The sequence below is a fragment of the Mesorhizobium sp. B264B1B genome, assembly GCF_020165765.1.
Classification (GTDB): domain Bacteria; phylum Pseudomonadota; class Alphaproteobacteria; order Rhizobiales; family Rhizobiaceae; genus Mesorhizobium.
Genome location: NZ_JAIUIS010000007.1, coordinates 204,134 through 228,592, shown reverse-complemented (window position 1 = coordinate 228,592; position 24,459 = coordinate 204,134). Strand labels below are relative to the sequence as shown.

The 24,459-nt window shown below is 65.6% G+C and carries 28 protein-coding genes; 13 read left to right on the top strand and 15 right to left on the bottom strand.

Features of this window, described 5'->3' with window-relative positions:
- The first annotated feature begins 19 nt into the window (after positions 1 to 19).
- Genes LB547_RS16735 through LB547_RS16725 form a run of 3 tightly spaced genes read left to right on the top strand, consistent with a single transcriptional unit; the run spans position 20 to position 2,029 of the window.
- Complete coding sequence (locus LB547_RS16735; RefSeq protein WP_140670539.1) at positions 20 to 1,123, top strand: murein transglycosylase A; 1,104 nt, start codon at positions 20 to 22, stop codon at positions 1,121 to 1,123.
- Positions 1,120 to 1,650, top strand: coding sequence for a Smr/MutS family protein (locus tag LB547_RS16730; protein ID WP_140670538.1), 531 nt, complete (start codon positions 1,120 to 1,122; stop codon positions 1,648 to 1,650). Before LB547_RS16735 ends, LB547_RS16730 begins: the two co-directional genes overlap by 4 nt.
- 10 nt (positions 1,651 to 1,660) lie before the next feature.
- Positions 1,661 to 2,029 (top strand): helix-turn-helix domain-containing protein, encoded by a 369-nt coding sequence (locus LB547_RS16725; RefSeq protein WP_140491865.1) that lies wholly within the window; start codon positions 1,661 to 1,663, stop codon positions 2,027 to 2,029.
- 89 nt (positions 2,030 to 2,118) lie between these two features.
- Here LB547_RS16725 and LB547_RS16720 read toward each other — a convergent pair whose 3' ends face one another.
- The 4 genes from LB547_RS16720 to LB547_RS16705 all read right to left on the bottom strand — a co-directional run bounded on the left by LB547_RS16720 (position 2,119) and on the right by LB547_RS16705 (position 5,364).
- Entirely contained in the window at positions 2,119 to 2,358 is a 240-nt protein-coding gene (locus tag LB547_RS16720) for a hypothetical protein (protein WP_140759074.1), read from the bottom strand.
- A gap of 337 nt (positions 2,359 to 2,695) precedes the next feature.
- Positions 2,696 to 3,316, bottom strand: a complete 621-nt coding sequence (locus LB547_RS16715; protein ID WP_140491861.1) for a transglutaminase-like cysteine peptidase — start codon at positions 3,314 to 3,316, stop codon at positions 2,696 to 2,698.
- Positions 3,317 to 3,489: 173 nt separating this feature from the next.
- Complete coding sequence (locus LB547_RS16710; RefSeq protein ID WP_140759072.1) at positions 3,490 to 4,767, bottom strand: polyhydroxyalkanoate depolymerase; 1,278 nt, start codon at positions 4,765 to 4,767, stop codon at positions 3,490 to 3,492.
- 228 nt (positions 4,768 to 4,995) lie between these two features.
- The gene (locus LB547_RS16705) at positions 4,996 to 5,364 is read right to left on the bottom strand and encodes a septal ring lytic transglycosylase RlpA family protein (RefSeq protein ID WP_140759070.1); all 369 of its coding nucleotides are present in this window, start codon (positions 5,362 to 5,364) and stop codon (positions 4,996 to 4,998) included.
- Between the two features lie 310 nt (positions 5,365 to 5,674).
- On the opposite strand from LB547_RS16705, the gene LB547_RS16700 reads away from it, so the two are divergent.
- Positions 5,675 to 5,860 (top strand): hypothetical protein, encoded by a 186-nt coding sequence (locus LB547_RS16700; protein ID WP_181165190.1) that lies wholly within the window; start codon positions 5,675 to 5,677, stop codon positions 5,858 to 5,860.
- A gap of 7 nt (positions 5,861 to 5,867) precedes the next feature.
- Here LB547_RS16700 and LB547_RS16695 read toward each other — a convergent pair whose 3' ends face one another.
- The 4 genes from LB547_RS16695 to tauA form a co-directional block, all read right to left on the bottom strand.
- Positions 5,868 to 6,074, bottom strand: a complete 207-nt coding sequence (locus LB547_RS16695) for a hypothetical protein (RefSeq protein ID WP_140491853.1) — start codon at positions 6,072 to 6,074, stop codon at positions 5,868 to 5,870.
- A 19-nt stretch (positions 6,075 to 6,093) separates the two neighbouring features.
- The gene (locus LB547_RS16690; RefSeq protein ID WP_140759068.1) at positions 6,094 to 6,954 is read right to left on the bottom strand and encodes an ABC transporter permease subunit; all 861 of its coding nucleotides are present in this window, start codon (positions 6,952 to 6,954) and stop codon (positions 6,094 to 6,096) included.
- Positions 6,951 to 7,724 (bottom strand): taurine ABC transporter ATP-binding protein, encoded by a 774-nt coding sequence (locus tag LB547_RS16685; protein WP_140759066.1) that lies wholly within the window; start codon positions 7,722 to 7,724, stop codon positions 6,951 to 6,953. The genes LB547_RS16690 and LB547_RS16685 overlap by 4 nt, the downstream gene beginning before the upstream one ends.
- Before the next feature lie 155 nt (positions 7,725 to 7,879).
- Positions 7,880 to 8,896, bottom strand: a complete 1,017-nt coding sequence (gene tauA, locus LB547_RS16680) for a taurine ABC transporter substrate-binding protein (RefSeq protein ID WP_140759064.1) — start codon at positions 8,894 to 8,896, stop codon at positions 7,880 to 7,882.
- Positions 8,897 to 9,507: 611 nt separating this feature from the next.
- Here tauA and LB547_RS16675 point away from each other — a divergent pair.
- The 8 genes from LB547_RS16675 (at position 9,508) to LB547_RS16640 (ending at position 18,845) form a co-directional block, all read left to right on the top strand.
- A complete protein-coding gene (locus LB547_RS16675; RefSeq protein WP_140491847.1) occupies positions 9,508 to 9,999 on the top strand; it encodes an RrF2 family transcriptional regulator in 492 nt (163 codons plus the stop codon).
- Positions 10,000 to 10,024: 25 nt separating this feature from the next.
- Positions 10,025 to 11,365, top strand: a complete 1,341-nt coding sequence (locus LB547_RS16670) for an FAD/NAD(P)-binding protein (protein WP_140759062.1) — start codon at positions 10,025 to 10,027, stop codon at positions 11,363 to 11,365.
- 204 nt (positions 11,366 to 11,569) lie between these two features.
- Positions 11,570 to 13,027, top strand: a complete 1,458-nt coding sequence (locus tag LB547_RS16665; protein ID WP_140759059.1) for a pyridoxal-phosphate dependent enzyme — start codon at positions 11,570 to 11,572, stop codon at positions 13,025 to 13,027.
- Positions 13,024 to 14,193 carry a trans-sulfuration enzyme family protein gene (locus LB547_RS16660; protein WP_140759058.1) on the top strand — a complete coding sequence of 390 codons (1,170 nt, stop codon included), beginning with the start codon at positions 13,024 to 13,026 and terminating at the stop codon, positions 14,191 to 14,193. The genes LB547_RS16665 and LB547_RS16660 overlap by 4 nt, the downstream gene beginning before the upstream one ends.
- A gap of 283 nt (positions 14,194 to 14,476) precedes the next feature.
- A complete protein-coding gene (locus LB547_RS16655; RefSeq protein ID WP_140524457.1) occupies positions 14,477 to 15,442 on the top strand; it encodes a GlxA family transcriptional regulator in 966 nt (321 codons plus the stop codon).
- A 311-nt stretch (positions 15,443 to 15,753) separates the two neighbouring features.
- Positions 15,754 to 17,058 (top strand): M24 family metallopeptidase, encoded by a 1,305-nt coding sequence (locus tag LB547_RS16650; protein WP_140759056.1) that lies wholly within the window; start codon positions 15,754 to 15,756, stop codon positions 17,056 to 17,058.
- A 115-nt stretch (positions 17,059 to 17,173) separates the two neighbouring features.
- Positions 17,174 to 17,854, top strand: coding sequence for an isochorismatase family protein (locus LB547_RS16645; RefSeq protein ID WP_140625308.1), 681 nt, complete (start codon positions 17,174 to 17,176; stop codon positions 17,852 to 17,854).
- 34 nt (positions 17,855 to 17,888) lie between these two features.
- A complete protein-coding gene (locus tag LB547_RS16640) occupies positions 17,889 to 18,845 on the top strand; it encodes an alpha/beta hydrolase (protein ID WP_140491833.1) in 957 nt (318 codons plus the stop codon).
- 18 nt (positions 18,846 to 18,863) lie between these two features.
- On the opposite strand, the gene LB547_RS16635 is transcribed toward LB547_RS16640, so the two are convergent.
- Both LB547_RS16635 and rsmI read right to left on the bottom strand, forming a co-directional pair.
- Positions 18,864 to 19,241 (bottom strand): YraN family protein, encoded by a 378-nt coding sequence (locus LB547_RS16635; RefSeq protein WP_181165189.1) that lies wholly within the window; start codon positions 19,239 to 19,241, stop codon positions 18,864 to 18,866.
- A complete protein-coding gene (gene rsmI / locus LB547_RS16630; RefSeq protein ID WP_140563839.1) occupies positions 19,234 to 20,145 on the bottom strand; it encodes a 16S rRNA (cytidine(1402)-2'-O)-methyltransferase in 912 nt (303 codons plus the stop codon). Before rsmI ends, LB547_RS16635 begins: the two co-directional genes overlap by 8 nt.
- Before the next feature lie 200 nt (positions 20,146 to 20,345).
- Between rsmI and LB547_RS16625 the strand changes: the two genes are divergently transcribed.
- On the top strand, positions 20,346 to 20,525 hold the full coding sequence (locus LB547_RS16625) for a hypothetical protein (RefSeq protein ID WP_140759054.1): 180 nt from the start codon (positions 20,346 to 20,348) through the stop codon (positions 20,523 to 20,525).
- Positions 20,526 to 20,598: 73 nt separating this feature from the next.
- Here the strand turns inward: LB547_RS16625 and LB547_RS16620 are convergent, their stop codons facing one another.
- The 5 genes from LB547_RS16620 to rph form a co-directional block, all read right to left on the bottom strand.
- Positions 20,599 to 21,033, bottom strand: coding sequence for an EamA family transporter (locus LB547_RS16620; protein WP_140759052.1), 435 nt, complete (start codon positions 21,031 to 21,033; stop codon positions 20,599 to 20,601).
- A gap of 98 nt (positions 21,034 to 21,131) precedes the next feature.
- Complete coding sequence (gene hemW / locus LB547_RS16615; protein ID WP_140491825.1) at positions 21,132 to 22,310, bottom strand: radical SAM family heme chaperone HemW; 1,179 nt, start codon at positions 22,308 to 22,310, stop codon at positions 21,132 to 21,134.
- Complete coding sequence (rdgB, locus tag LB547_RS16610; protein ID WP_140759050.1) at positions 22,307 to 22,969, bottom strand: RdgB/HAM1 family non-canonical purine NTP pyrophosphatase; 663 nt, start codon at positions 22,967 to 22,969, stop codon at positions 22,307 to 22,309. Before rdgB ends, hemW begins: the two co-directional genes overlap by 4 nt.
- Positions 22,969 to 23,379 carry a VOC family protein gene (locus LB547_RS16605; protein ID WP_140491818.1) on the bottom strand — a complete coding sequence of 137 codons (411 nt, stop codon included), beginning with the start codon at positions 23,377 to 23,379 and terminating at the stop codon, positions 22,969 to 22,971. The genes rdgB and LB547_RS16605 overlap by 1 nt, the downstream gene beginning before the upstream one ends.
- A gap of 183 nt (positions 23,380 to 23,562) precedes the next feature.
- Complete coding sequence (rph, locus tag LB547_RS16600) at positions 23,563 to 24,279, bottom strand: ribonuclease PH (RefSeq protein ID WP_140491814.1); 717 nt, start codon at positions 24,277 to 24,279, stop codon at positions 23,563 to 23,565.
- Positions 24,280 to 24,459: the final 180 nt, after the last annotated feature.

Below are 24,459 nucleotides of genomic sequence, written 5' to 3'. Positions count from 1 at the left end.
TGACCGCGGCGGGCCTGTCGTGTCCTTCCATCAGGCATTCAGCGAAAGATCCTTCGGCGCTCTGCCCGGCTGGGATGACGACGACCATCTGGCGGCCTTCGAGGCCTTTCGCCGCTCCGCTTTCCATGTCCTGGCCAAGCCTTATCGCAGCGGCGCGCTCGGCGTCGACTTCGACGCCTTTGCCGGTGCCTATGCCGAGGCGCGCGCGGCCCCTCCTGCCAGCCGGTCTGAGGCCCGCGCCTTCTTCGAGCGTCATTTCGTCCCCATGCTGGTGCGCCCGGAGACCGGCGCCGGCCTCGTCACCGGCTTCTACGAACCGGAGGTCGAGGCCTCGCCGGTGCGCACGGAGCGTTTTGCCGTGCCGCTGCTGTCGCGTCCCGCCGATCTCGTCGATGTCGACGACGCCAACCGGCCCGACGGAATGGACCCCTATCTCGCTTTCGCGCGCCGGACGCCGGACGGGCCGGCCGAATATTTCGATCGTGGCGCGATCGAGCGCGGCGCGCTCGCCGGCAAGGGGCTGGAGATCGCCTGGCTGGCCGACAAGGTCGATGCCTTCTTCATCCATGTGCAGGGCGCGGCGCGGCTTCTCATGACCGACGGCCGGCTGTGTCGCGTCACCTATGCGGCCAAGTCCGGCCAGCGCTTCACCGGGCCCGGCAAGGTGTTGGGCGAGCTCGGCGAGATCCCGCTTGAAAACCTGACGATGCAGTCGATCCGCGCCTGGTTCAGGGCGCATCCGGGCCGCGTCGACGAGATCCTGTGGCAGAACCGTTCCTATATCTTCTTCCGCGAGGCCGCGGTCGAGGACGCAGCGCTCGGGCCTATCGCCGCCGCCAAGGTGCCGCTGACGCCGGGCCGCTCGATCGCCGTCGACCGGCTGCTGCACACATTCGGCACGCCCTTCTACATCGACGCGCCATCGCTGACTGCTTTCGAGGCAAAACCGTTCCGGCGCCTGCTGATCGCGCAGGACACCGGCTCCGCCATCACTGGGCCGGCGCGCGGAGATCTCTTCGCCGGCTCGGGCGACGCCGCCGGCGAGATCGCCGGCGTGGTGCGCAATCCGGCCGATTTCTACGCGCTGGTGCCGCGCCCGCTCGTCTCGCGGTCCAAGCCATGACCCGCCGCAGCGACAGGTTGAGCGAGGACGACCGGGTGCTGTGGAACCTGGTGGCGCGCACGGCCAAGCCGCTGAAGGGCAAGGCCGCCGTGCCTGTCCCGGATTTCGGCATCGAGGCGAAGCCGGCGCCGACGCAACAAGCCCGGCCCGTTGCCGGTCCGGCAGGCGCGGCGAAGCCGAAGGCCCAGCATGTCTCCCATGCGCTCGACGAGCCGACGCTGGACAAACTATCGAAAGGCCGGCTGCCCATCGAAGGCCGCGTCGACCTGCACGGCATGACGCAGGACGAAGCCTATTCGCTGCTGTTCTCCTTCCTGCACCGCGCGCATGCCGGCGGCATCCGTTACGTCCTGGTCATCACCGGCAAGGGCTCGTCGTCGGGCGGCGACGGCGTGCTGCGCCGCGCGGTGCCGGCCTGGCTGTCGACGCCGGCGTTCCGGCCGCTGGTCTCCAGTCACGACCATGCCGCGCGCAACCATGGCGGCTCGGGCGCGCTCTATGTCAGGCTGCGGCGGGTCCGGTCGTGAGGATGGGGTCGTGACCCCGTTCGGCGAGAGGCTGCGGGCGCTGAGGGCCGAGCGCGGCGTCACCCAGAAGGACATGGCCGCCGCCATCGGCGTCAGCGCCGCCTATCTGTCGGCGCTCGAGCATGGAAGGCGCGGCGCGCCGACCTGGACGCTGATCCAGAAGATCATCGGCTATTTCAACATCATCTGGGACGACGCGGAGGAACTGGCGCGACTGGCCGAAGGCTCGCATCCGCGCGTCAGGCTCGACACGTCGGGCCTGAGCCCGGCCGCGACCGAGCTTGCCAACCTCCTGGCCGAGAACATCGAAAAGCTCGACGAGGAGGAACTGCGCGGCATAACCTTCTCTATCCGAGCGGCGCTGGGGCGACGGCGGTAGGCCGGGTTTGCCCGGCTCTCGCGGCGGCTGAGCTCCCGATCGCGAAACGGCGGCCCGCCAGCAGCAGCCGGCGGGCCGCCGTGATGAGATCAGTTCTTGCCGGCCGTGCTGCCGCCATTGCCACCGCGGCCGTGATCACCATGGCCGCGGCCACCATTGCCGCCGCCAAGGCAGTCCGATGCGCCGGCGGCGCCGCAACGGCGGCCGCTCCACAGGTCGTTGAGATTGGTGTTGGCGCAGCTTCGAATGGTCTGATCGGCCAGAGCGGATCCGGCCATGCCCGACACCGCGACGGCGGCGAGAAGGGTGTTACGCAGGAAAGCAGTCATTTGAAGTCTCCATGGTTGGTTTCGGCTCACGGCTGTGTGTCGCCGGCCGGGCCGAAATGGTTCATGGAGGGTGTGGGAATTTTTTTGGGGAGTGCGCGAGGCGCGTGACTGCAACGTCGGCGCCGCCCCTCATCCGCCTGCCGGCACCTTCTCCCCGTATAGGACGGGGAGAAGGGAGACAGCCGCGCCCTTGGCGTATTTCTTGCGACGTCGGCAATTGGGGAAATCGTCGATGACAGCGTCTTTCTCCCCGTCACTATACGGGGAGAAATGCCCGGCAGGGCAATGAGGGGCGGGGCCGACATCCGGCGGTTGGGCGCGCCGCCCGCCGCAGTCCCTACTCCACGGACCCGACCAGCACCTGCTGGCCGCCACGGATCGAGACCCAGCGGCCGGTGTTGTCGATCGCCTGGCGCTTGAGGAAATGGTAGCCGGTGTCGTCCCAGGCCTTGACCTTGTCGGTCAGATTGTCGAGCACATAGTCGCCCCTGTCGGTGCGCACCGTCAGCACCGAGTGCCCTTCGCCGTCGGGTTTGCGCACCACGGTGATGAGAAGATCGGCAAGCGATATGCCCATCCGGGACAGCAGGCGCCGCTTTTCCAGCACATAGTCCTCGCAGTCGCCGACGCCCTTGGCGGGATAGGCCCAGACCTCGTCCTTGCCATAGATGTCCATGTCGCTCATCGGCTTGACGGCGGCATTCACCCTGGCGGTGACCTTGGCCAGCTTGCGCCACAACCTGTCCGTCATCGCGGCCGGCGCCAGATTGCCGGGACGGATTGCGCATTCGCGGGCATTGAGCCTGCAGAAATCATAATGGCCGATCGGTTGCGACGCGACGCCGCCGGTCGTCATCGCTCCGGCCGCCAGGGCCGGTGCCACCCAGCCTCCCATCATTGTCGCCAGTCCGGCTACTGCGCACGCACGAAGCGCTCGCGCCATTGGTGAGGAATTCATTGTCCCCGCTCGCCCTTGTTATTAATGAAAGGTTAAGGGCGATCTACAGTCCGTGTCAATTACCACGATTGGGTGATTTGCGACATGGTTACCCGCGAGACGCATGGCAGCGGCACCCGTGCGACAGGCCTGCCCGGCCTGTCCGGCGCTATCGGGCCGGCAATGCAGGCTGCCTATCTTTTGGCGGTGCGGACCAGCTTCGGTTTCACGGCGACCCGGTTCTGGCGGCCATAGCTGGTGATGAAGTCGACGATGCGCGGCACGATCTCGGCGCGGAAGCGCGACCCGTTGAAGACGCCGTAGTGCCCGACCGCGGGCTGCATGTAATGCGCCTTCCTGTCGGCGGGAATGTTGACGCACAGATCGTGCGCCGCCCGCGTCTGGCCAAGGCCCGAAATGTCGTCGTTCTCGCCCTCCACCGTGAACAGCGCGACATTGCGGATGGCCGAGGGATCGATGGGCGTGCCGCGATGCGTCATCTCGCCCTTGGGCAAGGCATGCCGGACAAACACCGTGTCGACCGTCTGCAGGTAGAACTCAGCCGTCAGGTCCATCACCGCCAGATATTCGTCGTAGAAGTCGCGGTGCTTCTCGGCGCTGTCGCCATCATGCTTCACAAGGTGCATGAAGAAGTCCTTGTGGGCGATGATGTGGCGGTCGAGGTTCATGCTCATGAAGCCCGAAAGCTGCAGGAAGCCTGGATAGACCTCGCGCCCGAAGCCCGGCACCGGCCAGGGCGCGCGCATCACGACATTGTCGCGGAACCAGTCTATGCCCTTCTCCTCGGCCAGAAGGTTGACCGCGGTCGGGTTGCGGCGTGTGTCGATCGGCCCGCCCATCAGGGTCATCGTCGCGGGAATGAAGGGGTCGCCGCGCGTTTCCATCAGCGCCACGGCCGCCAGCACCGGCACGGAAGGCTGGCAAACCGCCATCACATGCGTGTCGGGGCCCAGCACATGCAGCATGTCGACGACATAGTCGATATAGTCGTCGAGATCGAATTGGCCGTCGGCCGTCGGCACCATGCGGGCGTCGATCCAGTCGGTGATGTGCACGTCGGCATGGGGCAGCATGGCTTCGACCGTGCCGCGCAGCAGCGTCGCATAGTGGCCCGACATCGGCGCCACGATCAGAAGCTTCGGATCTCGCCGCCGCCCGGCGGGAACGGCGCGCTCGAAATGCACCAGATTGCAGAACGGCCGCGACCAGACGGTCTTCTCGGTCACTGCCACGCTCTTCCAGTCGACCACCGTCTTGTCGAGGCCGAATTGCGGCTTGCCGTAGCGGCGCGTGGTGCGCTCGAACAACTCGGCGCCCGCCGCGATCGAGCGGCCCCAGGACGTGTGCGAGAACGGATTGAGCGGGTTGGAATAGAACAGCCGCACCGCATCGGCATAGAGACGGGCCGGCTGCAGGGCGGCGTGGTTCATTTCATAGAGCTGGTAGAACATCCGTTTACCCCGCTGCGGCCTGCGACCGAAGGGGCGGCGAGCAGTGCCTGGCCCTAACTGTCTCGCGGGGAAGTTAACAACTAATTGCTGCGATGCAATACGTCACGTGGCGTGATCTATACGCATTCTTGGTCCAAAGCGTTGGAAATCAGTCTTGGACGGTACAAGCCGGCTCATTGTGCAGGTGCGAAGGCCAGGCGGCCCGGCCCTCGGGCCGGGCAGTGGTGGTCAGACGCGCGCCATGCAGACCGCGGTGTGGCCCGAACCGATGAAGCCGAGCTGGCCGGCGGCACCCTTCGACAGGTCAAGCACGCGTCCCCTGATGAACGGTCCGCGATCGTTGACGCGCACCACGACGCTGCGGCCATTGTTCTGGTTGGTGACCCGCAGCTTGGTGCCGAAAGGCAGCGTGCGGTGTGCGGCGGTCAAGGCCGAAGGGTTCATCCGTTCGCCCGACGCGGTCCTGGAGTGCAGGGCGTACCAGGAAGCGCGGCCGCATTGGCCGGCGGCGGAGGCGGCTGGAGTGGCGGAGGCGCCGACCATCAGGCCAGCAGCGATCGTCACCGCGGCAAGCGCGGTCCGGTTGTTGTTATTCATATTTGGGGGAAGGCTCCGTTTTTGACAGGCCCCAGCCGTTACGGAGACAATAAGGCACAAAATGCGGCAATCATCCGGCAGTTCCATGGCATCGGCACACGTTTAGAGTCGCCCGGTAACAGTCTGTCAGTGATTTCCCGACGGTCAGCGATCAACTCACGATGATGTTCCAGCGGATATCCATGTCTTGTTTGACAAGATCGAGCGGCAACATCCAAGTAGAAGATGCTGCTGCCGAACCGATTCCTTTGCCTCTTTCATCGCGACGGCGACGACGCGACCGATCAACTTCGGAAGGGAGAATCCGGCAATGAGACTGATCAAAAATCTGCTGGCGTTGATTGTGCTGGCCGTCGGCGCGCTGTGGTCGCTGCAAGGCATCGGCGCGATCGGCGGCAGCTTCATGACCGGCCAGTCGCAATGGCTCACCATCGGCATCATCGTCATGCTGGTCGGTCTCGCCGGGCTGGTGTGGGCGAACCGTTCGCGCGGTTGAGCCGCTCTCACTGCGACCAGTACTGCCAGGCCCAGTAGAAGCTTTCGTCTCGCGGCGGCAGGCGGTCACGCCCGGCCGGGAGTCGGACGGGCGCCGGCGAGCGCGGACCGTCCTCCCTTGTCGCCTTGTCCTCCTCTATCGCCTTGCCATCGGATGTCAGGCCCAGCAGCCAGGTGCCGAAATGGGCGAACAGCATGGCGGTGGAATGGGTCATCGTCATCTCCGTTTCCCGATCATTCGCGTCCCGCCCACGGCACGAGCGCGCGCTCGATCCTGCGGATGGCGAATTCGAGCACGAAGGCGATGGCCGCGATCACCAAAATGCCCATGACCACCACGTCGGTGACCAGGAACTGCGCCGCCGACTGGATCATGAAGCCAAGCCCGCGCGTCGCCGCCACCAGTTCGGCGGCTACCAGCGTGGACCACCCGGCGCCGAGCGCGATGCGCAGTCCGGTCAGGATCGACGGCAGCGCGCTGGGCAGGATCACGTGGCGGACCACCTGGCGCCTCGTCGCGCCAAGCGAACGCGCGGCGTTGATGCGCTCCTGCGAGACGCCGCGGATGCCGGACGCGGTCGACAAGGCCACCGGCGCCAGCATGGCGATGGCTATCACCAGGACCTTCGACGGCTCGCCGATGCCGAACCAGATGATGACCAGCGGCAGATAGGCGAGCGGCGGGATCGGCCGCAGGAATTCCAGCATTGGATCGAAAATGCCGCGGCCGACGGTGCTGATGCCGATGGCGAGGCCAACCGGCACGCCGACGAGGAGCGCCGCGACGAGCGCGGCGAACACCCGCCCCAGGCTGGCGGCGATATGCTGGACGAGCGTTGCGTCGACAAAGCCATCGCGGGCGACGATGATGAATTTGTTCCACACCGCCACAGGCGAGGGCAGGAATACCGGCGACACCAGTTGCAGGCGGGCCGACAGCGTCCACAGCGCCAGCACGAGAAGAATGGTAGCCGCGCTGACCATGCGCGCCGAAACGCCCTTGCGCTTCGGGACCGGGCGCGACCATGGCACCGACAGGCCGTCGGCCTCTTCGGTCCTGGAGCCGGAGCGTTCGGTGTAGGAGGAAATGGTCATGCCGCCTCTCCCTCGAAGATGGCGTCGGTCAGTTCGCCGCGCGCCGCGGCGAAGCCAGGATCGGCCTTGATGGCGCGGATGGCCTCGCCCGCTGCGTAGCGCCTGGAGAAACCCGGCTCCAAGGTCCGCACCACCCGGCCCGGCCCGGGCGCCAGCACCACGATGCGGGTGGCGAGCACCAGCGCCTCGTCGATGCCGTGCGTGACCATAAGCACGCCGACCTTGCTTGCCGTCCACAGGTCGAGCAGCGTCGTCTGCATACGCTCGCGCGTCAGCGCATCGAGCGCGCCGAGCGGCTCGTCGAGCAGCAGGAATTGTGGCTCGGCAGCCAGTGCCCGGGCAAGGCCGACGCGCTGGCGCATGCCGCCGGACAGCTCCCAGATGCGCTTGTCGCCGGCATCGGTGAGCTTGACCAGGCCGAGCAATTCGTCGGCGCGGCGCGCCCGCTCGGATGGCCCGACACCGCGCAGCCTGAGCGCGAAGGCGACGTTCTCGCGCGCCGTCAGCCAGGGAAACAGCGCGTCGTTCTGGAACACCACCGCACGGTCCGAACCGGGTGCTGCGATCGGCCGGCCGTCGATCGTGGCCGTGCCGCGTGCCGACGCGACAAAGCCGGCGGCGACATTGAGCAGCGAGGTCTTGCCGCAGCCGGAACGGCCGACAAGGACGACGAGGTCATCGCTGGCGACGTCGATCGACACCCGCTCGACGGCGGGTGCGGGCTGGCCGTCATAGTGGATCGAGATTCTGTCGAGCACGAGATGCGACATGAGCCCTCGCAGGGAGTTCGTTGAAGTCCGCCTGCCCGAAGCCGCGCCTCGTCAGCGGCTCCGGGACAGGCGACACGCGGCGTCAGGAAAGACGTGCGCGCGTCTCATAGGGGCGCCACCTGCCCGTCGTGACATGGGGCGCTCCAACGCTCGGGTCAGTTCGAGGCCAGCGCCTCGGTGACGTATTTCGATGTCACATATTTCGAATAGTCCGGCAGCACGGCGTCTACCTTGCCCTGCTCCTTGAGGAAGGCGGACGCGGCCGCGATCGCCTTGACCGTGCCGCCGCCGAGGAACTTGTCGGAGGCTTGTTCTTCGAGTGTCGGGAAGACATAGCCCTTGAGCAGTTCAGGCACTTCCTCGACCTTGGCGCCGGTCAGCTTGGCGATCTCGGCCGCCTGCGGCGACGCTGCCGACCAGGCATCGGGCTTGACCAGGTACTCGGCATAGGCCGCACCCGTCACCTTGACGAAGTCGCGCACCGCTTCCGGGTTCTTTTCGGCAAAGTCGGTGCGCACGATCCAGGCGTCGAAGGTCGGCGCGCCCCAGGCGGCGACCTGGGAGGAATCCAGCACCACCTTGCCTGATGTCTTGACCTGGCCGAGCGCCGGATCCCAGACATAGGCCGCATCGATATCGCCGCGCGAAAAGGCAGCGGCGATTTCCGGCGGCCTGAGATTGAGGATCTCGACCGATTTCGGGTCGACATTCTCATGTTTCAGCGCGGCAAGCAGGCTGTAATGCGTCGTCGAGACGAAGGGCACGGCCACCTTCTTGCCGGCGAGGTCGGCGACCTTCTCTATGCCGGCGCCGTTGCGTGCGACCAAGGCCTCGGATCGCCCGATCAGGCCGACGACGAAGATGGTCTGGACCGGCAATTCGCGGCTCGCCGCCGCCGCCAGCGGGCTCGAACCGACATAGCCGATGTCGACCGAGCCGGATGCGACCGCGGCGATGACATCGGCGCCGGAATCGAATTTGCGCCAGTCGATGGCGGCCTTGGTAGCCTTTTCATAGGCACCATCGGCCTGCGGCACCTTGGAGGGTTCGACCACCGTCTGGTAGCCGATGGTGATTTTGAGGTCGTCGGCAAAAGCCGGGCCGAGGAAGGCGGCGCCGGCAAGTGCGGCCGTAGACAGGAGAAGGATGCGTCGCGAAATGGTGGTGGACATCAAGGGCTCCATGAAACAGGGGAAAACCGGATTGCTTCATGATAGTCCGCTAATTCTATGATTCTTGTAGAGTTAAATTCTTCTAGCAGGGTTGGATTTGTTGGAAAAAGCTGCCGGTGCCGAGGTCCCCAGGCGGATTTGGCGGCTATGGCGCTTCAAGAGTGGCGAGATCATCACGTTCGGGAAGCTCCAGCCACCGCTACGGCCTCCGATCGCGAACGAGAATTCACGTTGCAGCCGCTTGAAAGGCAAATCCATGCTTCAGATGGATTGGAATTTAAAAACGTGTTCCGCCTGTTCGCGTTTAAGTATAGTAAACTTATCGACATAGAGACTTGGAGGCGACGATGAGAGGTCATACCCATCCGTATCGCGGCGATCGCCGGTGGCACCGGTCTCGGGCCGTCGCGCCACGGTTTGTGTCCCCGGCATCACAAGTCAGGTCCAAAATCGCCGCAATGGCTTGAAAATCAAGCAAGATCAATCGCGATTGGCTTGTATATCATGTCGGTAGAATTTATGTCATGGATGCTTGAGCGCGGCGGGATGCACGCCAGGCGTTTCGCAACGGATGGCCTCGAGCCATCGCATGACAGAGAAACGTTCGGATCATGCTCACCAAGAAAGGCAAGTACGGCCTCAAGGCGCTCGTCCATCTGGCGCGGATGCCGGCCGGGCAGCTTGCCTTCGTCAACGACATCGCGACCGGCAACAACATCCCGAAGAAGTTTCTCGACGCCATCCTGGGCGAACTGCGCAATGCCGGTTTCGTGCAGAGCCGCAAAGGCAAGGATGGCGGCTATCGCCTGGCGCGGCCACCGGAGGAAATCAGGGTCGGCCATGTCGTGCGTGTGCTCGACGGCCCGCTGGCGCCGATCCCTTGCGCCAGCCGTACCCAATACCAGCGCTGCGAAGACTGTAACGAGGCGACATGCCAGGTTCGACATCTGATGCTGGAAGTCCGGCAAGCGATCGCCGAGGTGCTCGACCAGCGCAGCCTCGCCGAGATGCGCGACATCGGCCTCGACGACCTTGGGGTCGCAAGGGGCCTCGACGACCTCTCGGTCGCGAGCGACGATCTGCCGGTTGCGGTGAAGGCCTGACGCCGGCGCGTCGCACGGGGCTGGCATGAGCGGCCGCGGCAACTCGATCATCATCGTCGGCGGCGGCGCCAGCGGGGTCGTGCTCGCCGCGCATCTGCTGAGACAGCCCAATCCCGACCTTCGCGTCACGCTGGTCGAGAAGCGCCCGCATTTCGGCCAGGGCATCGCCTATTCCACATTGCTCTCCGCGCATGTGCTGAACGTCAGCGCCGCCGGTATGAGCGCCTATGCCGACGATCCCGGCAATTTCTGGCGCTGGCTGCTGGAACGCGGCCTGGCAACGCCCGAGCAGGCGCCGGTCTACGCGCCGCGCAGCATCTATGCCCGCTATCTCGGCGAATTGCTGGATGATCTCGAGGCGCGCGAGAGGGAGACCGGACGCCTCCGGCTGATCCATGAGGAAAGCCTGTCGATCTCGCCCACGGCCTCGGGGGTCGAAGTGGCGCTCGCCAACGGCACCAGCGTCGTCGCCCATCTGGCGGTGCTCGCCACCGGCCATGACGAGGTGCCGGCCATGGGGCAAGGCCATGCGGTTCGGATGGGATCGGAGGCCGACACCGCGCTCGATCCCGACCGGAGCGTCATGGTGCTGGGAACGGGCCTCAGCATGGTCGACGCGTTCCTCGCCCTCGAACAGCGCGGCCACCGCGCCGAGATCGTCGCGGTGTCGCGGCGCGGCCTGCTGCCCTCGCCGCACCGCAAGGGCAATCCGATCAAGCTCGACGTCGCCGATATCCCGCTCGGCACCCAGCTTTCCTATTTCGTCGGCTGGTTCCGCGATTTGATCCGGGAAAACCAGAAGGCCGGCATCGACTGGCGCGACGTCGTCGACGGCCTTCGCCCGTTCAACCAGAAGATCTGGCAGAACTGGCCGGCCTCCGCCAAGCGTCGTTTCGTCGAGCACACCAAGGCGTGGTGGGACATCCACCGCCACCGCATGGCGCCCGAGGTCCATGCCCGCGTCACGCAAGCCGTGCAGTCCGGCCGCATCCGCCTCGTCGCCGGCCGTGTCGTCGACATCGCGGCGGGCGGCGAGTTCACGGTCCAGGTCCAGTCGCGCCACACCAAGCGGCTGGAGAGGTTCGAGGTCGCCCGCATCTATGATTGCTCCGGTATCGTCAGGGACATCTTGGCCTCGTCGAACAGCGTGGTGCGCTCGCTGGTCGACCGCGGGCTGGCGCGGCCGGATCCGCTGCGCATCGGCCTCGACGTGACGGCCAATTGCGAGATCATCGCCGGGGACGGCACGGTGTCCAGGAAAATCCTCGCCGTCGGCCCGCTGACCAGAGGCACCTTCTTCGAGATCGACGCCATTCCGGATATTCGCGTCCAGTGTGCGAGGCTGAGCAAGCAGCTGCTGGGGTAAAGTGTTGACGTCGGCGCTCTACGGCAGGCCAGAGGGGGGACGTGCCGCACAGTCCTGCAGCCGTTGCGCGTCGCAACCCGGAATTTCATTCTCCATCTAGCCGGTCGATTGGCACGATCTATCTTCTTTCCCACTGCAAAGGGCTGGAAAAGAGGATACGCTGCCGCCCTGCACGAGGCGGCCGCTTGATCATGGAGCATCGATATGAGCAGGCACAAGATCGCGCCCTCGGATAGCGCCCCTTTGGAAAGCGCCGCTTCGGAAAACGCAACGTCGCGCCTGCGGCCGCCTTACGGATCGGTGCTCGACCTGATCGGCCAGACCCCCGTGGTCGAGCTGACCCAATTCGACATCGGCAAGTGCCGGCTGTTCATCAAGCTCGAAAGCCAGAATCCCGGCGGCTCGATCAAGGACCGTATCGCGCTGTCGATGATCGCGGCGGCCGAGAAGGAGGGCAGGCTGAAGCAAGGCGGCACGATCGTCGAGGCGACGGCCGGCAATACCGGCCTAGGCCTCGCGCAGGTAGGCATCCCCAAGGGATACCGCATCATCCTGGTCGTGCCCGACAAGATGTCGCGCGAGAAGATCCAGCACCTGCGCGCGCTCGGCGCGGAAGTGCGCATGACGCGCTCCGACGTCGGCAAGGGCCACCCCGAATATTATCAGGACATGGCCGAAAAGATCGCGGCCGAGCTGCCCGGCGCCTTCTACGCCAACCAGTTCGCCAATCCGGCCAACCCTGAGGCGCACGAAACCACCACCGGTCCGGAAATCTTTTCGCAGCTCGACGGCGATGTCGACGCGGTGGTGGTCGGCGTCGGCTCCGGCGGCACGCTGACCGGCCTTGGCCGGTTCTTCGCCAAGGCATCGCCGAAGACGGAAATGGTGCTGGCCGATCCGGTCGGCTCGGTGCTGGCGCCGCTGATCAAGACCGGCAAGATGGTGGAGGCCGGCAGCTGGACTGTGGAAGGCATCGGCGAGGACTTCGTGCCGCCCAATGCCGAGCTGTCGCTGGTCAAGAAGGCCTATTCCATATCGGACAAGCAGAGCATGCTGGCGGTGCGCGATCTCCTGTCCCGGGAAGGCATCCTGGCCGGCTCGTCTTCGGGCACGCTGCTGTCGGCCGCCTTGCGCTATTGCCGCGAGCAGACGTCGCCCAAGCGCGTCGTCACCTTCGTTTGCGACAGCGGCAACAAATATCTGTCGAAAGTCTTCGACGATTTCTGGCTGGCCGAGCAGGGGCTGGCCGAGCACGAGCAGCATGGCGACCTGCGCGACCTGGTGATGCGCACGCACCGCACCGGCGACACCGTCTATGTCGGTCCGGACGAGAGCCTGCTCAACGCCTATGGCCGCATGCGCCGCTCCGATGTCTCGCAGCTGCCGGTGCTCGACGACGGCAAGCTGGTCGGCATCGTCGACGAAAGCGACATTCTGGCCAAGGTCGACGGCCCCTATGAGGGCCGCTGGGAGCGCTTCAACGCGCCGGTACGCACGGCGATGACCTCCAATCTGCATACTTTGCAGGCCAGCCAGACGCTGGACGCGCTGCTGCCGGTATTCGACCGCAACGAGGTCGCCATCATCTTCGACGGCGACGAGTTCGTCGGCCTGATAACCCGCATCGACCTGATCAACCATTTGAGGCGCCGTGCACGATGACCGCATCCGGAAAGAACCGCCTGGCCTTCTCCACCCGCACCATCCATGGCGGCCAGAGCCACGATCCCCTGACCGGAGCGGTGATGGTGCCGATTTACGCCACCTCGACCTATGGCCAGCAGTCGCCCGGCGTGCACAAGGGCTTTGAATATGCCCGGAGCCAGAATCCGACGCGCTTTGCCTTCGAGCGCGCGGTGGCCGATCTCGAAAGCGGCTCGGCTGCCTTCGCCTTCGCCTCCGGGCTGGCGGCGATCGCCACCGTGCTGGAACTGCTCGATTCCGGCGCCCACATCGTCGCCACCGACGACATCTATGGCGGCTCCTTCCGCCTGCTGGAGCGTGTGCGCAAGCGCTCCGCCGATCTCAAGGTGAGCTTCGTCGACTGCACCGACCTTGCGGTTATAGAGGCGGCAATCCGCCCGGAGACGAAAATGCTCTGGGTCGAGACGCCGACCAACCCGCTGCTGCGCATCGTCGATCTCGAAGGCGTCGCAGCCCTTGCAAGGCGCAAGGGCATCCTCTCGGTCGCCGACAACACATTCTGCAGCCCCTATTTGCAGCGGCCGCTGGAGCTCGGCATCGACGTCGTGGTGCATTCGACGACGAAGTACCTCAACGGCCATTCCGACATGGTCGGCGGCGTGGCTGTTGTCGGCGACAACAAGGATCTGGCCGATCGCCTGAAATTCCTGCAGAACGCCATCGGCGCCATTTCGGGCCCGTTCGACAGTTTTCTCGCCCTGCGCGGCCTCAAGACATTGGCGCTGAGGATGGAGCGGCACTCGTCGAACGGCCTCAAGATCGCGCAGTGGCTGGAAGCCCGCAAGGATGTGCGCCGGGTCATCTATCCCGGCCTCGCCAGCCATCCGCAGCATGCCGTTGCCGTCCAGCAGATGCATGCGTTCGGCGGCATGATATCAGCCGTGCTCGACCGCGACCTCGCCGGCACTAAACGCTTCCTCGAACGCACGCAATTGTTCACGCTGGCCGAAAGCCTCGGTGGCGTGGAGAGCCTGATCGAGCATCCGGCGCTGATGACGCATGGATCGATCCCGGCGGAGAAGCGCGAAGAGATCGGCATATCGGATTCGCTGGTGCGGCTGTCGGCGGGCATCGAGGATGGCGACGATCTGATCGCGGACCTGGAGCAGGCGCTGGGGGGCTGAGCGGCGGCGCTCCCGCTGAGACGAGCCAGTCTCCAAGCCAGCGCTGCCCCTTACCTGCCTGCCGGCATCCTCCCGTATAGTGACGGGGAGAGGGGCGCTGTGTCTCGATTTGCGCCAATTATCAACGGCGGCAAGAGGGAGCCGGGGTTGCGGTATCTCCCTTCTCCCCGTCACTATGCGGAGAGAAGGTGCCGGCAGGCGGATGAGGGGCAGCGCCAACTTCGCAGAAAGCCAGCCACAACCCCGTTGACCCCAAATCCCATCTGCCCGAGATGTAGAGCCTATGGCCACGCGCGACACATCTCCAGACGCTCCCCTCACTTTCGCGGTGCTGGTCTTCCCCGGCTTTCCGATGATGGCGTTCAGCTCGGTCATCGAGCCGCTGCGCGCGACCAATGTGCTGGCGAAGCGGGAATGCTATCGCTGGATCATCGTCGGCGCTACCCAAGGCGCGGTCGAGGCCTCGAACGGCGTCGTCATCCAGCCGCGCTTCTATGCCGGGGATGCGCCGAAGGTCGACCGCATCGTCGTCTGCTCAGGCGGCGATGCCGATCATCTCGTCGCCGAGGATGCGGCAAGCTGGATCCGCCGCAGCTTGCGCAGTGGCGCCCATATCGGCGCGGTGGCGGACGCCGCCTTCTTCCTCGCCCGCGCCGGCCTGCTCGACGGCCATGCCTGCACCTTGCACTGGACCAGCCAGGCGGCCTTCACCGAGGCCTTTCCCAATGTCGAGCTGAGGCGCGACCTCTATGTCATCGACCGCAAGCGTTTCACCTCGGCGGGCGGCGTCGGCAGCCTCGACATGATGCTGGAGATCATCACCCGCGACTACGGCGCCGAGCTTGCGGCCGGCGTCGCCGAATGGTTCGTGCACAGCCAGCTGCGCTCCAGCGTCGACCGCAAGCTGATGCCGCTGCGCCTCCGTACCGGCGTGCGGAACGAGCTGGTGCTGTCGGCCATCGCCATCATGGAGGACGCTGTGGAGGAGCGGCTCGGCATGGCGGAGCTGACGGCCAGGCTCGGCGTCTCCTCCGATAAGCTCGAACGCTCCTTCCGCTCCGAACTCGCCATCTCGCCCAATGGCTACTATCGGCGGCTCAGGCTGAAACGCGCCGCCGATCTCCTGGCGCACTCGACGCTCGCCGTGCGCGACGTGGCGCTCGCCTGCGGCTTTGCCTCGATGTCGAGCTTCGCGCGCGCCTTTCGCGAGGAGCACGGCCATCCTCCGAAGCTGGCGCGACGGCATTAGAGGTCTTGCTGGCGCTGAGAGACGTCGCCCCCCTCTGTCCTGCCGGCCATCTCCCATACGAGGGTCCCTCAAGGGGGGAGATTGAACGTCACAACAGCTTTCGCCAATTTTCACCGAAGAAGCGACGAGGTCAAAGCTGCCAATCTCCCCACTTGAGGGGGAGATGCCCGGCAGGGCAGAAGGGGGGCGCTTGGCACCTGCATCTCTTATTACCCAGCGGCATCTCGCACAACAAGCGCGGTTTTCCGCACAATCCCTCGTTATCTCCTGCGCCATGGTCTGATCTTGCAAACCACCCAAGGTCAGCCCCCATGAGCATCGTCGTATTCGACCCCGACAGCACTGAAGACGTCGACTTCAAGGACCGCATGCGCCACCCCGCGGCGGCCGATCCGGCGGGCGGCATGTGGCTGTCCGATACCGAGCCGTCCTTCATCGATGCCGACGCGCTTCGTAAAGGCCGGCTGGCCAAGCTGCGCGGCTGGATGCGTGAGGCCGGATATGGCGGCGTGGTGCTGTTCGATCCTTATAACCAGCGCTACGCCACCGGCTCGCGCAACATGTTCGGCTATTTTCTGCGCAACTCGACCCGTTATTTCTTCATTCCGACCGAAGGGCCGATCGTGCTGTTCGAATATCCGCAGAGCTACCATGTCTCGATGGTGCTCGACACGATCGACGAGGCGCGTCCTTCCAAGCTCGTCTGGTCGTCGGTCTCGGGCCGCGACGACGAGACCGCCGGTCCCTTCGCCGACGAGATCACCGAACTCCTGAAGCAGCATGGCAGCGGCTCGATGAAGCTCGGGCTCGACCGTTGCAGCCATCTGCAGGCGCTGGCGCTGGAGAAGCGCGGCTGCGAGGTCCGGGATTGCCAGGGCGAGATCCTGGCGGTGCGCGCGGTCAAGACGCCGGAGGAAGTGAAATGCCTGCAGGTGTCGATGGCCGGCGCGGAAGCCGCCGTCTATGCGGTGCGCGAGGCGATCAAGCCCGGCGTTTCCGAGAACGAGCTGTTCGCCATCATGTATGGCGAGGTCATCCGCCAGGGCGGCGAGTTCATCGAGACGCGGCTCTTGACGTCGGGCCAGCGCACCAATCCCTGGTTCAACGAGGCGAGCGGGCGAAAAATCCGGCCGGGCGAATTGTTGGCGCTCGATACCGACACGATCGGCTGCTATGGCTATTATTCGGATTTCTCGCGCACCTTCCGCTGCGGGCCCGGCAAGCCGACCCCCTATCAGAAATCGCTCTACCGCATGGCGCACGACCAGGTTCAGCACAATATCTCGATCGTGAAGCCGGACATGGCTTTCCGCGAGATCGCCGAAAAGGCGTGGAAGATCCCCGACCGCTTCGTCGACCAGCGCTACACCTCGGTCATGCACGGCGTCGGCATGCATGGCGAGACGCCCTTCATCGCGCACGCCATGGACTACGAAACCTATGGCCGCGACGGCCATATCGTGCCAGGCATGGTGGTGAGCGTGGAAAGCTATATTGGCGAGAAGGGCGGCCGCGAGGGCGTCAAGCTGGAGGATGAAATCCTGATCACCGAGACCGGCACCGAGCTCCTGTCGCGCTTCCCCTATGAGGATGAGTTTCTGGAGAAGCAGGTTTGACATCCACTGCCCGCCTCGGCGACGCATCGCAGCTGCAGAACGAGCGCCTCATTCCTTGGCGCCCCCCTCTGTCCCTCCAGCGTTTGGAAGTATCTTGGGGGCCAGGCGCATCCGCATGAAAAGCCCTATCTCCGTCAAGCGCGGCACCGTGGCCGCTGTCTTCATCGACCTGCAGGAAGAGCACCGGCAGGACCCGCGCTACCTGGTCGAGGGTTTTGACAAGATTCTCGCCAACATCCAGCGGCTGCAGGCGGCGGCGCGGCAGAACAATGTGCCGCTCTATCACTGGGCCTACATTGTCGATCTCGACAAGCAGGAGCGGCCCTTTCACCCTGTTGGAACCGACGGCAAGTCGGCCTTCTCCGACAAGAGCGATCCGCTGACCGAGATCTGCCGTGAGGTGGCGCCTGCTGATGGCGAGGCGCTGCTGATCAAGGCCGAGGCCAGCGCCTTCCGCGCGGGACCGGCCGCCGATCGGCTCAAGGCTTCCGGCGTCGAATGGCTGGTCATATCTGGCGTGTGGACCGAGGCCTGCATCGATGCCACCGTGAAGGACGCCGTGGCGCGCGGCTTTCGCGTGCTGCTGGTCAAGGACGCCTGCGGCAGCGGCAGTGCCGCCATGCACCAGACCGCAATCCTCAACCTCGCCAACCGGCTCTATGGCGGCGCCGTCACCGACACCGACGGCGCCTGCCTGCTGCTGGCTGGCGAGAGCGTCGCCGTCTGGCAGGTCGAGGGCTCGGTGCCGCTGCGTTTCAGCTTTGAAAACGCGGCCAGGCTTTACAGCGAGCTTTGAGGCAATGCCTTCCGAAACCGTGGGCAGCACTGAAATGACCGGTCGCAGCAAATACGCGACGCGGCTCGACCCTGCGCTGTGGGCCTATATAGACGGCATCAACGCCTGGTATCCGCCCGAGACGATCGACCTGCCGATCGCCAAGCAGCGTGCGATCTATGACAGGATGTGCCGGGCGCTTCGCCAGCCCTATCCGCCGGGGGTGACGGCGAGCGACGACCTCATCGCCGCCCCCGGCCGGAACATCGCGGTGCGGCACTACGGGATGGCAGGCACGGCCGCGCGGGCCACGGTGCTTTATTACCATGGCGGCGGCTTCATCCTGGGCGGGCTCGACAGCCATGACGACATCTGCGCCGAGATCTGCGCCGGCACCGGCTTTGCCGTGCTCTCGGTCGACTATCGGCTGGCGCCCGAACATCTCCACCCCGCCGCCTTCGACGACGCTCTGGCCGCCTTCGAATGGGCGGCGGCTAGAGCGAACGGGCCACTGCTGCTGTCCGGCGAGAGCGCCGGCGGCAATCTGGCGGCGGCGGTCAGTCACGCGACGCGCGCTCGCGCGAAGAGGCCGACCGGCCAGGTGCTGATCTATCCCGGCCTCGGCGGCGACGAGACTGCCCGCTCCTACATCGAGCATGCCGAGGCGCCGCTTCTGTCGACCGGCGACGTCGCCTTCTACCGCCACGTCCGCTCGGCCAAGAGACAGGCGCCGGACGATCCGACCTTCTCGCCGCTGCGCGCCGCCGACTTCTCCGGCCTGCCGCCCACCATTGTCGTTACCGCCGAATGCGACCCGCTGTCGTCGGACGGCGAGGCCTATCGCGACCGCATCCTGGCCGCCGGCGGCAAAGCGAGCTGGCACGAGGAGAAGCGCCTCGTGCACAGTTTCCTGCGCGCCCGCACCACCGTGCCGGCTGCCGCCGAGGCGTTCCGGCGCATAATCGCGGCGATCGCGGCACTTGGCGCGGGCGAATGGCCCGTCGAACACTGAACCCGAGCGACGCAGCCCTCAATTGCGCCCGTAAAACGCGTTCGGGACATGCACCGGCCAGCGCCATGGCAGCACGGCGATCATGTCGAACCGCATCGACAGCCTGCCGTAATCCGGCTGGCGCGACAGCCAGATGTCGGCGGCGCCTTCGATGCGGCGCTCCGATTCATGGGCGATCGCCTCCATCGCTTCCATCAGCGTGCGGCGCGCCTTGACCTCGACGAACAGCACCAGGTCGCCGCGCCGCGCGATCAGGTCGATCTCGCCGAAACGGGTGCGATGGCGGCGCGCCAGGATCCGGTAGCCTTTCAGCACCAGCGCCGCCGCCGCCAGCCATTCGCCGCGATGGCCGCGCCGGTAGGCCTTTTGACGGCTGACGCTCGGGAGCCTAGCCACGGTCCTCTCCAGAGGCATCCCTGAGTTCCAGCAGCCGCCGGTAAAGCGCCTGCTTCTGGCCGCCGGTCATCTTCGCCGCTTCCGCCGCCGCCTTCGAAGCCGGCATTTCGGCGGCGAGCGACAACAGCATCCGGTCGATATCGGCCGGCTCGTCCGCCCTGGCCTCGGCCGGACCGACGCACACCACGATCTCGCCCTTCGGCGTATCGGCCGCCGCATAGTGGTCGGCCAGCGCCCGCAGCGTGCCGGTGCGCATCTCCTCGAAGGTCTTGGTCAATTCCCTGCCGATCGCTGCCTTGCGCTCGCCGCCAAGCGCTTCGGCCATCGCGCCGAGAGACTCGGCCAGCCGGCGCGGCGATTCGAAGAAGATCAGCGTCGCCGGCACCGCTTTAAGCGCGTCCAGCCGCGCCAGCCGCTGCCCCGCCTTGACCGGCAGGAAGCCGGAGAACAGGAAGGCATCCGAAGGCAAGCCGGATGCGGTGAGCGCGGCAAGCGGCGCGGACGGACCGGGGATGGGCACGACGCGAATGCCCTGGTCGAGCGCCTCGCCGACCAGCCGGTAGCCGGGATCGGAAACCAGCGGCGTGCCGGCATCCGAGATCAGCGCCACGCTCTGCCCCGACTGGAGCGCCGCTATCAATTTTGGCCCGGCCTCGCCGGCATTGTGCTCGTGATAGGCCGTGGTGCGGCGGCGGATGCCGTAGCGGTCGAGCAGCACGCGCGACACGCGCGTGTCCTCGCAGGCGACCATGTCGGCGGCGGCCAGCGTCTCAAGCGCGCGCAGCGTGATGTCGGCGAGATTGCCGATCGGCGTCGCCACCAGATAGAGCGCGGGTTCGAGCGGCCGGGCCGCGATCTCGGTCTGCCCGATCACATAGCTGCGCTTTCCCGTCTCGCCAGTCACCGGTGCCCTTCTCCGTCAGCGGCGCGCCCGCGTCCAGATGGAGCCGCGAAGGACGTTCCGAAATCATCCGCCCTGTTTGGCACGGCCCGCGCCGGGTTGCAAAAGCCGCTGTAATGCAAGGCGAGCGCCATTCCTTCGCCACAGTAGGGAACGAAACCGTCTTTCGCAGATTTAGCCCCTGATTCCCCCGGGAGGACAGGATGGACAGACTGACCATACAGGACGCTTTCGAGCCCTACTATGCAGGCCGCAAGCGCTTTGCCGCGCAAGGAGACGGGAAGCCGCCCGCCACCACGGACGGCAAGCAGGGGCTCGCGCGCCGCCCTCCACCAGAGATCAAGCTACCCGACAACGAACCCGACAGCACGACGGAGCACTGACCGGACGATGCCCAATCGCTTCGATATTTTCATCACCCGTCTCGAAACCAAGAACGCCCGCCACGGCGCAGCACTACCCTCGATAAGCGACCAGCACCGCGCCCGCCGCGATAAGGGTGACGCCAAGCCAGTTCGCACCGGTGAGCCGCTCGCCGAGAAAGACCGCGCCAAACACCGCCACAAGCACGACGCTTAGCTTGTCGATGGGCGCCACCTGCGCCGCATTGCCGATTTTCAGCGCGCGGAAATAGCAGAGCCACGAGGCTCCGGTCGCCAGTCCCGACAGGCTAAGGAAAAGCCAGGTCTTCCCGGAGATTGAGGCCCACGATTGGAATTGGCCGCTGGCGGCGAGGATCGCCGCAAGCACGACCAGGATGATGGCTGTCCGGATGAGGGTGGCGAAATCGGAATTGATGGTCTCGATGCCGACCTTGGCAAAGATCGCCGTCAGTGCCGCGAAAGTCGCCGACAACAGCGCCCAGAATTGCCAGGAAAGCGTCAGGTTCATTCGGATAGCCTCACCGGTCGGGTCTCAACTCAGATACCGCGAAACAGCTGCCTCCAGAAGCGTAATCTTGGCTTCGAGATTGGGAGCAGCATCCCCGCCTACCGCGCCAGATCGGCCACCACTGCGTCGAGCACGATCATGCCGGCGGGCGTGGCGCGCAGGCGGGCGTTGCCGATCGGCGCCACCAGCCCTTCGCCTTGCAGCACCGACAGCCGTGCGCTCGACAGGCCGCGCCCGGAAAACGCTTCGTAGCGCGACAGGTCGATGCCTTCCGCCAGCCTCAGTCCCATCAGCAGGAACTCGTCAGCCTCTTCGGAGCGCGTCAGGGTCTCGCCGCCGGTGACGCCATGGCCCTTGGCCTCGACCAGATTGGCCCAGGTTTCCGGCATCCTCTCCGCGATGGTCACGACGCGGTGGCCGTTCTCGACGAAGCGGCCATGCGCGCCGGGGCCGACGCCGACATATTCGCCATAGCGCCAGTAGGTCAGATTGTGCCGGCTTTCGGCACCCGGCCGGGCGTGGTTTGAGATCTCATATGCCGGCAAACCATGGGCTGATGTCACCTCTTGCGTCAGCGCATAAAGGTCGGCGGCGTGGTCGTTGTCGGGGATGATGAATTTCTTCGCCGCGTGCAGCGCGTGGAACGGCGTGCCTTCCTCGATGGTCAGCTGATAGAGCGACAGATGGTCGGCGGCGTGGCCGATCGCCTGTTCGAGCTCCGATGCCCAGGCCTCCGGCGTCTGGCCTGGCCGTGCGTAGATCAGGTCGAAGGAGAGCCTTGGGAATATCTCCCGCGCGAGCCCGATCGCGTGCAGCGCCTCGTCCACATTGTGCAGCCGGCCAAGGAAGCGCAAATCCTTGTCGTTCAGCGCCTGCACGCCGAGCGAGACCCGGTTGACGCCCGCAGCGCGATAGCCGCGAAAGCGTTCGGCTTCGACCGAGGAGGGATTGGCCTCCAGCGTCACCTCGATGCCGTCGGGCACCGTCCAGTTCTTCGCCACGGCGTCCAGGACCCTGGCCACCGTTTCCGGCTTCATCAACGACGGCGTGCCGCCGCCGAGAAAGATGCTGGTCACCTCGCGTGGGCCGGTGCGCTGGCGCATCGTCGCCAGTTCCGCCTCGAAGGCGGCGGCAAAGCGCTCCTGGTCGACCGGCTGGTGGCGGACATGGCTGTTGAAGTCGCAATAGGGGCATTTGGCCGCGCAGAACGGCCAATGCACATAGACGCCGAAACCGGGGCTGCGGTCGAGCGGCATGGTGGCGCCGGGCCTGATCATGCCGAACCTGACCTGGCCAGACCCAATCGAGCTTGGGCGAATTTCTGGAAGGCGCGGGCGCGGTGCGACAGAGCCGTGGCCTGGCCGGGTTTCCAGCCGTGTTTTTCCTCGGCACTCATCTCGCCGAAGGTCTTTTCGAAACCGTCGGGCAGGAACACCGGGTCGTAGCCGAATCCGAGCTCGCCGCGCGGCGGCCAGACCAGCGTGCCTTCGGCCTCGCCGCGGTAATATTCGGCCTCGCCGTCGGGAAAGGCGAGGCAGATGACGGCGACGAAGCGTCCCGTGCGCTGCGCGGGCGTGGCGGCGCCGACTTCCTGCAGCGCCACTTCGGTGCGCTGCATGGCGATGCCGAAATCCCTGCTGCCATCAGGCGTTTCGGCCCAGTTGGCGGTGTAGACGCCGGGCGCGCCGTCGAGCGCGTCAACGCACAGGCCCGAATCGTCCGACAGCGCCGGCAGGCCCGTCGCCTTGGCCGCGGCGAAGGCCTTGATATAGGCGTTCTCCTCGAAGGTTGTGCCGGTCTCCTCGGGTTCGGGCAAGCCATAGTCCTTCGCCGATTTCGCCTCGAATCCGAATGGCGCCATCAGATCGGCGAATTCGCGCAGCTTGCCTTCATTGTGGCTGGCGACGACGATCTTTTTTCCGTCGAGAGAATGCATCAAAGTCCCCAGATTCTCGGCTCGGCGAATTCGATCGAATTGCCGGAGGGATCGCGGATATAAAGCGAGCGGCCGCCTTGCGGCCATTCGAATTCGCTTTCGACAGCGATGTTCTTCGCCTTCAGATGGGATTTCCAGCGGCTGATTTCATCGGCGGTCGCCGCAAAGCAGAGATGGCCTTCGCCCGATGTGCCGTGTGGCGGCACTTTCAGCCTCGCGTCGGGCGCGGGCGGGACCTTGGTCGCCTCCGCGTTGAAGATCAGCAGCACGCCGGCTCCGCAACGGAAGAAGAGATGGCGGCCCTCGACCTTGCCGAGAGGAGTGAGGCCGAGGATGTCGGTGTAGAAGGCTTCGGCAGCGGCGAGGTCGGTGACGTAAAGAGCGGATTCAAGAATGGCAGAGGGGATCACGAGGCACCCCCCTCTGGCCTGCCGGCCATCTCCCCCGCAAGGGGGGAGATTGGCAGCGTGAGCGCCGGCTCATGGTATTCTATTCTGATTATTGGCGAAGCTCTAGACAACAGCCGATCTCCCCCCTTGCGGGGGAGATGCCCGGCAGGGCAGAGGGGGGTGCCCAGGCTCCGCATGAATAAACTACGCCACCGCCATCTGCTGCAAACTCACCAGCCTCTGGATGCCTTTCTTGGCCAGGCCCATCAGCTCGGCGAACTGCCCTTCCGAAAAGGGCTCGCCCTCGGCCGTGCCCTGGATCTCGACGATGCCGCCCTTGCCGGTCATGACGAAATTGGCGTCGGTGCCGGCGGAGGAATCCTCGAGATAGTCGAGGTCGATGACCGGCTGGCCGTCATGGATGCCGCAGGAAATCGCCGCGACATGGTCCTTCAGCACCTTGGCGACGCTCACCATCTGCCGCGCTTCCATCCAGCGCAGGCAATCGTAAAGCGCCACCCAGCCGCCGGTGATGGAGGCGGTGCGGGTGCCGCCATCGGCCTGGATGACGTCGCAGTCGACGGTGATCTGCTGCTCGCCCAGCGCCTGCAGGTCGACCACGGCGCGCAGCGAGCGGCCGATCAGCCGCTGGATCTCCAGCGTGCGCCCGCCCTGCTTGCCGGCGGAGGCCTCGCGGCGCATGCGCTCGCCTGTCGAGCGCGGCAGCATGCCGTATTCGGCCGTCACCCAGCCTTTCCCGGAATTGCGCATCCAGCCCGGCACCTTTTCCTCCAGGCTTGCCGTGCACAAGACATGCGTGTCGCCGAACTTCACCAGGCACGAGCCTTCGGCATGTTTGGAGACGCCGCGCTCGAAGGAGATGGCGCGCATTTCGTCGAACTGGCGTTTGGAGGGGCGCATTCGGCCTGCTTTCTTGTCAGCTTTTTTGAATCTTGGCCGGCTTTTAGACGCATGCGGGGCACGGCGTAAAGGAAAATGGACCGGCGGCCGCAAACGCGGCGACACCGGGGCGATCGCGCAACACGACACCGGGGTGATCGCAAGTGCGACACCGGGGTGATCGCAAGTGCGACACCGGCT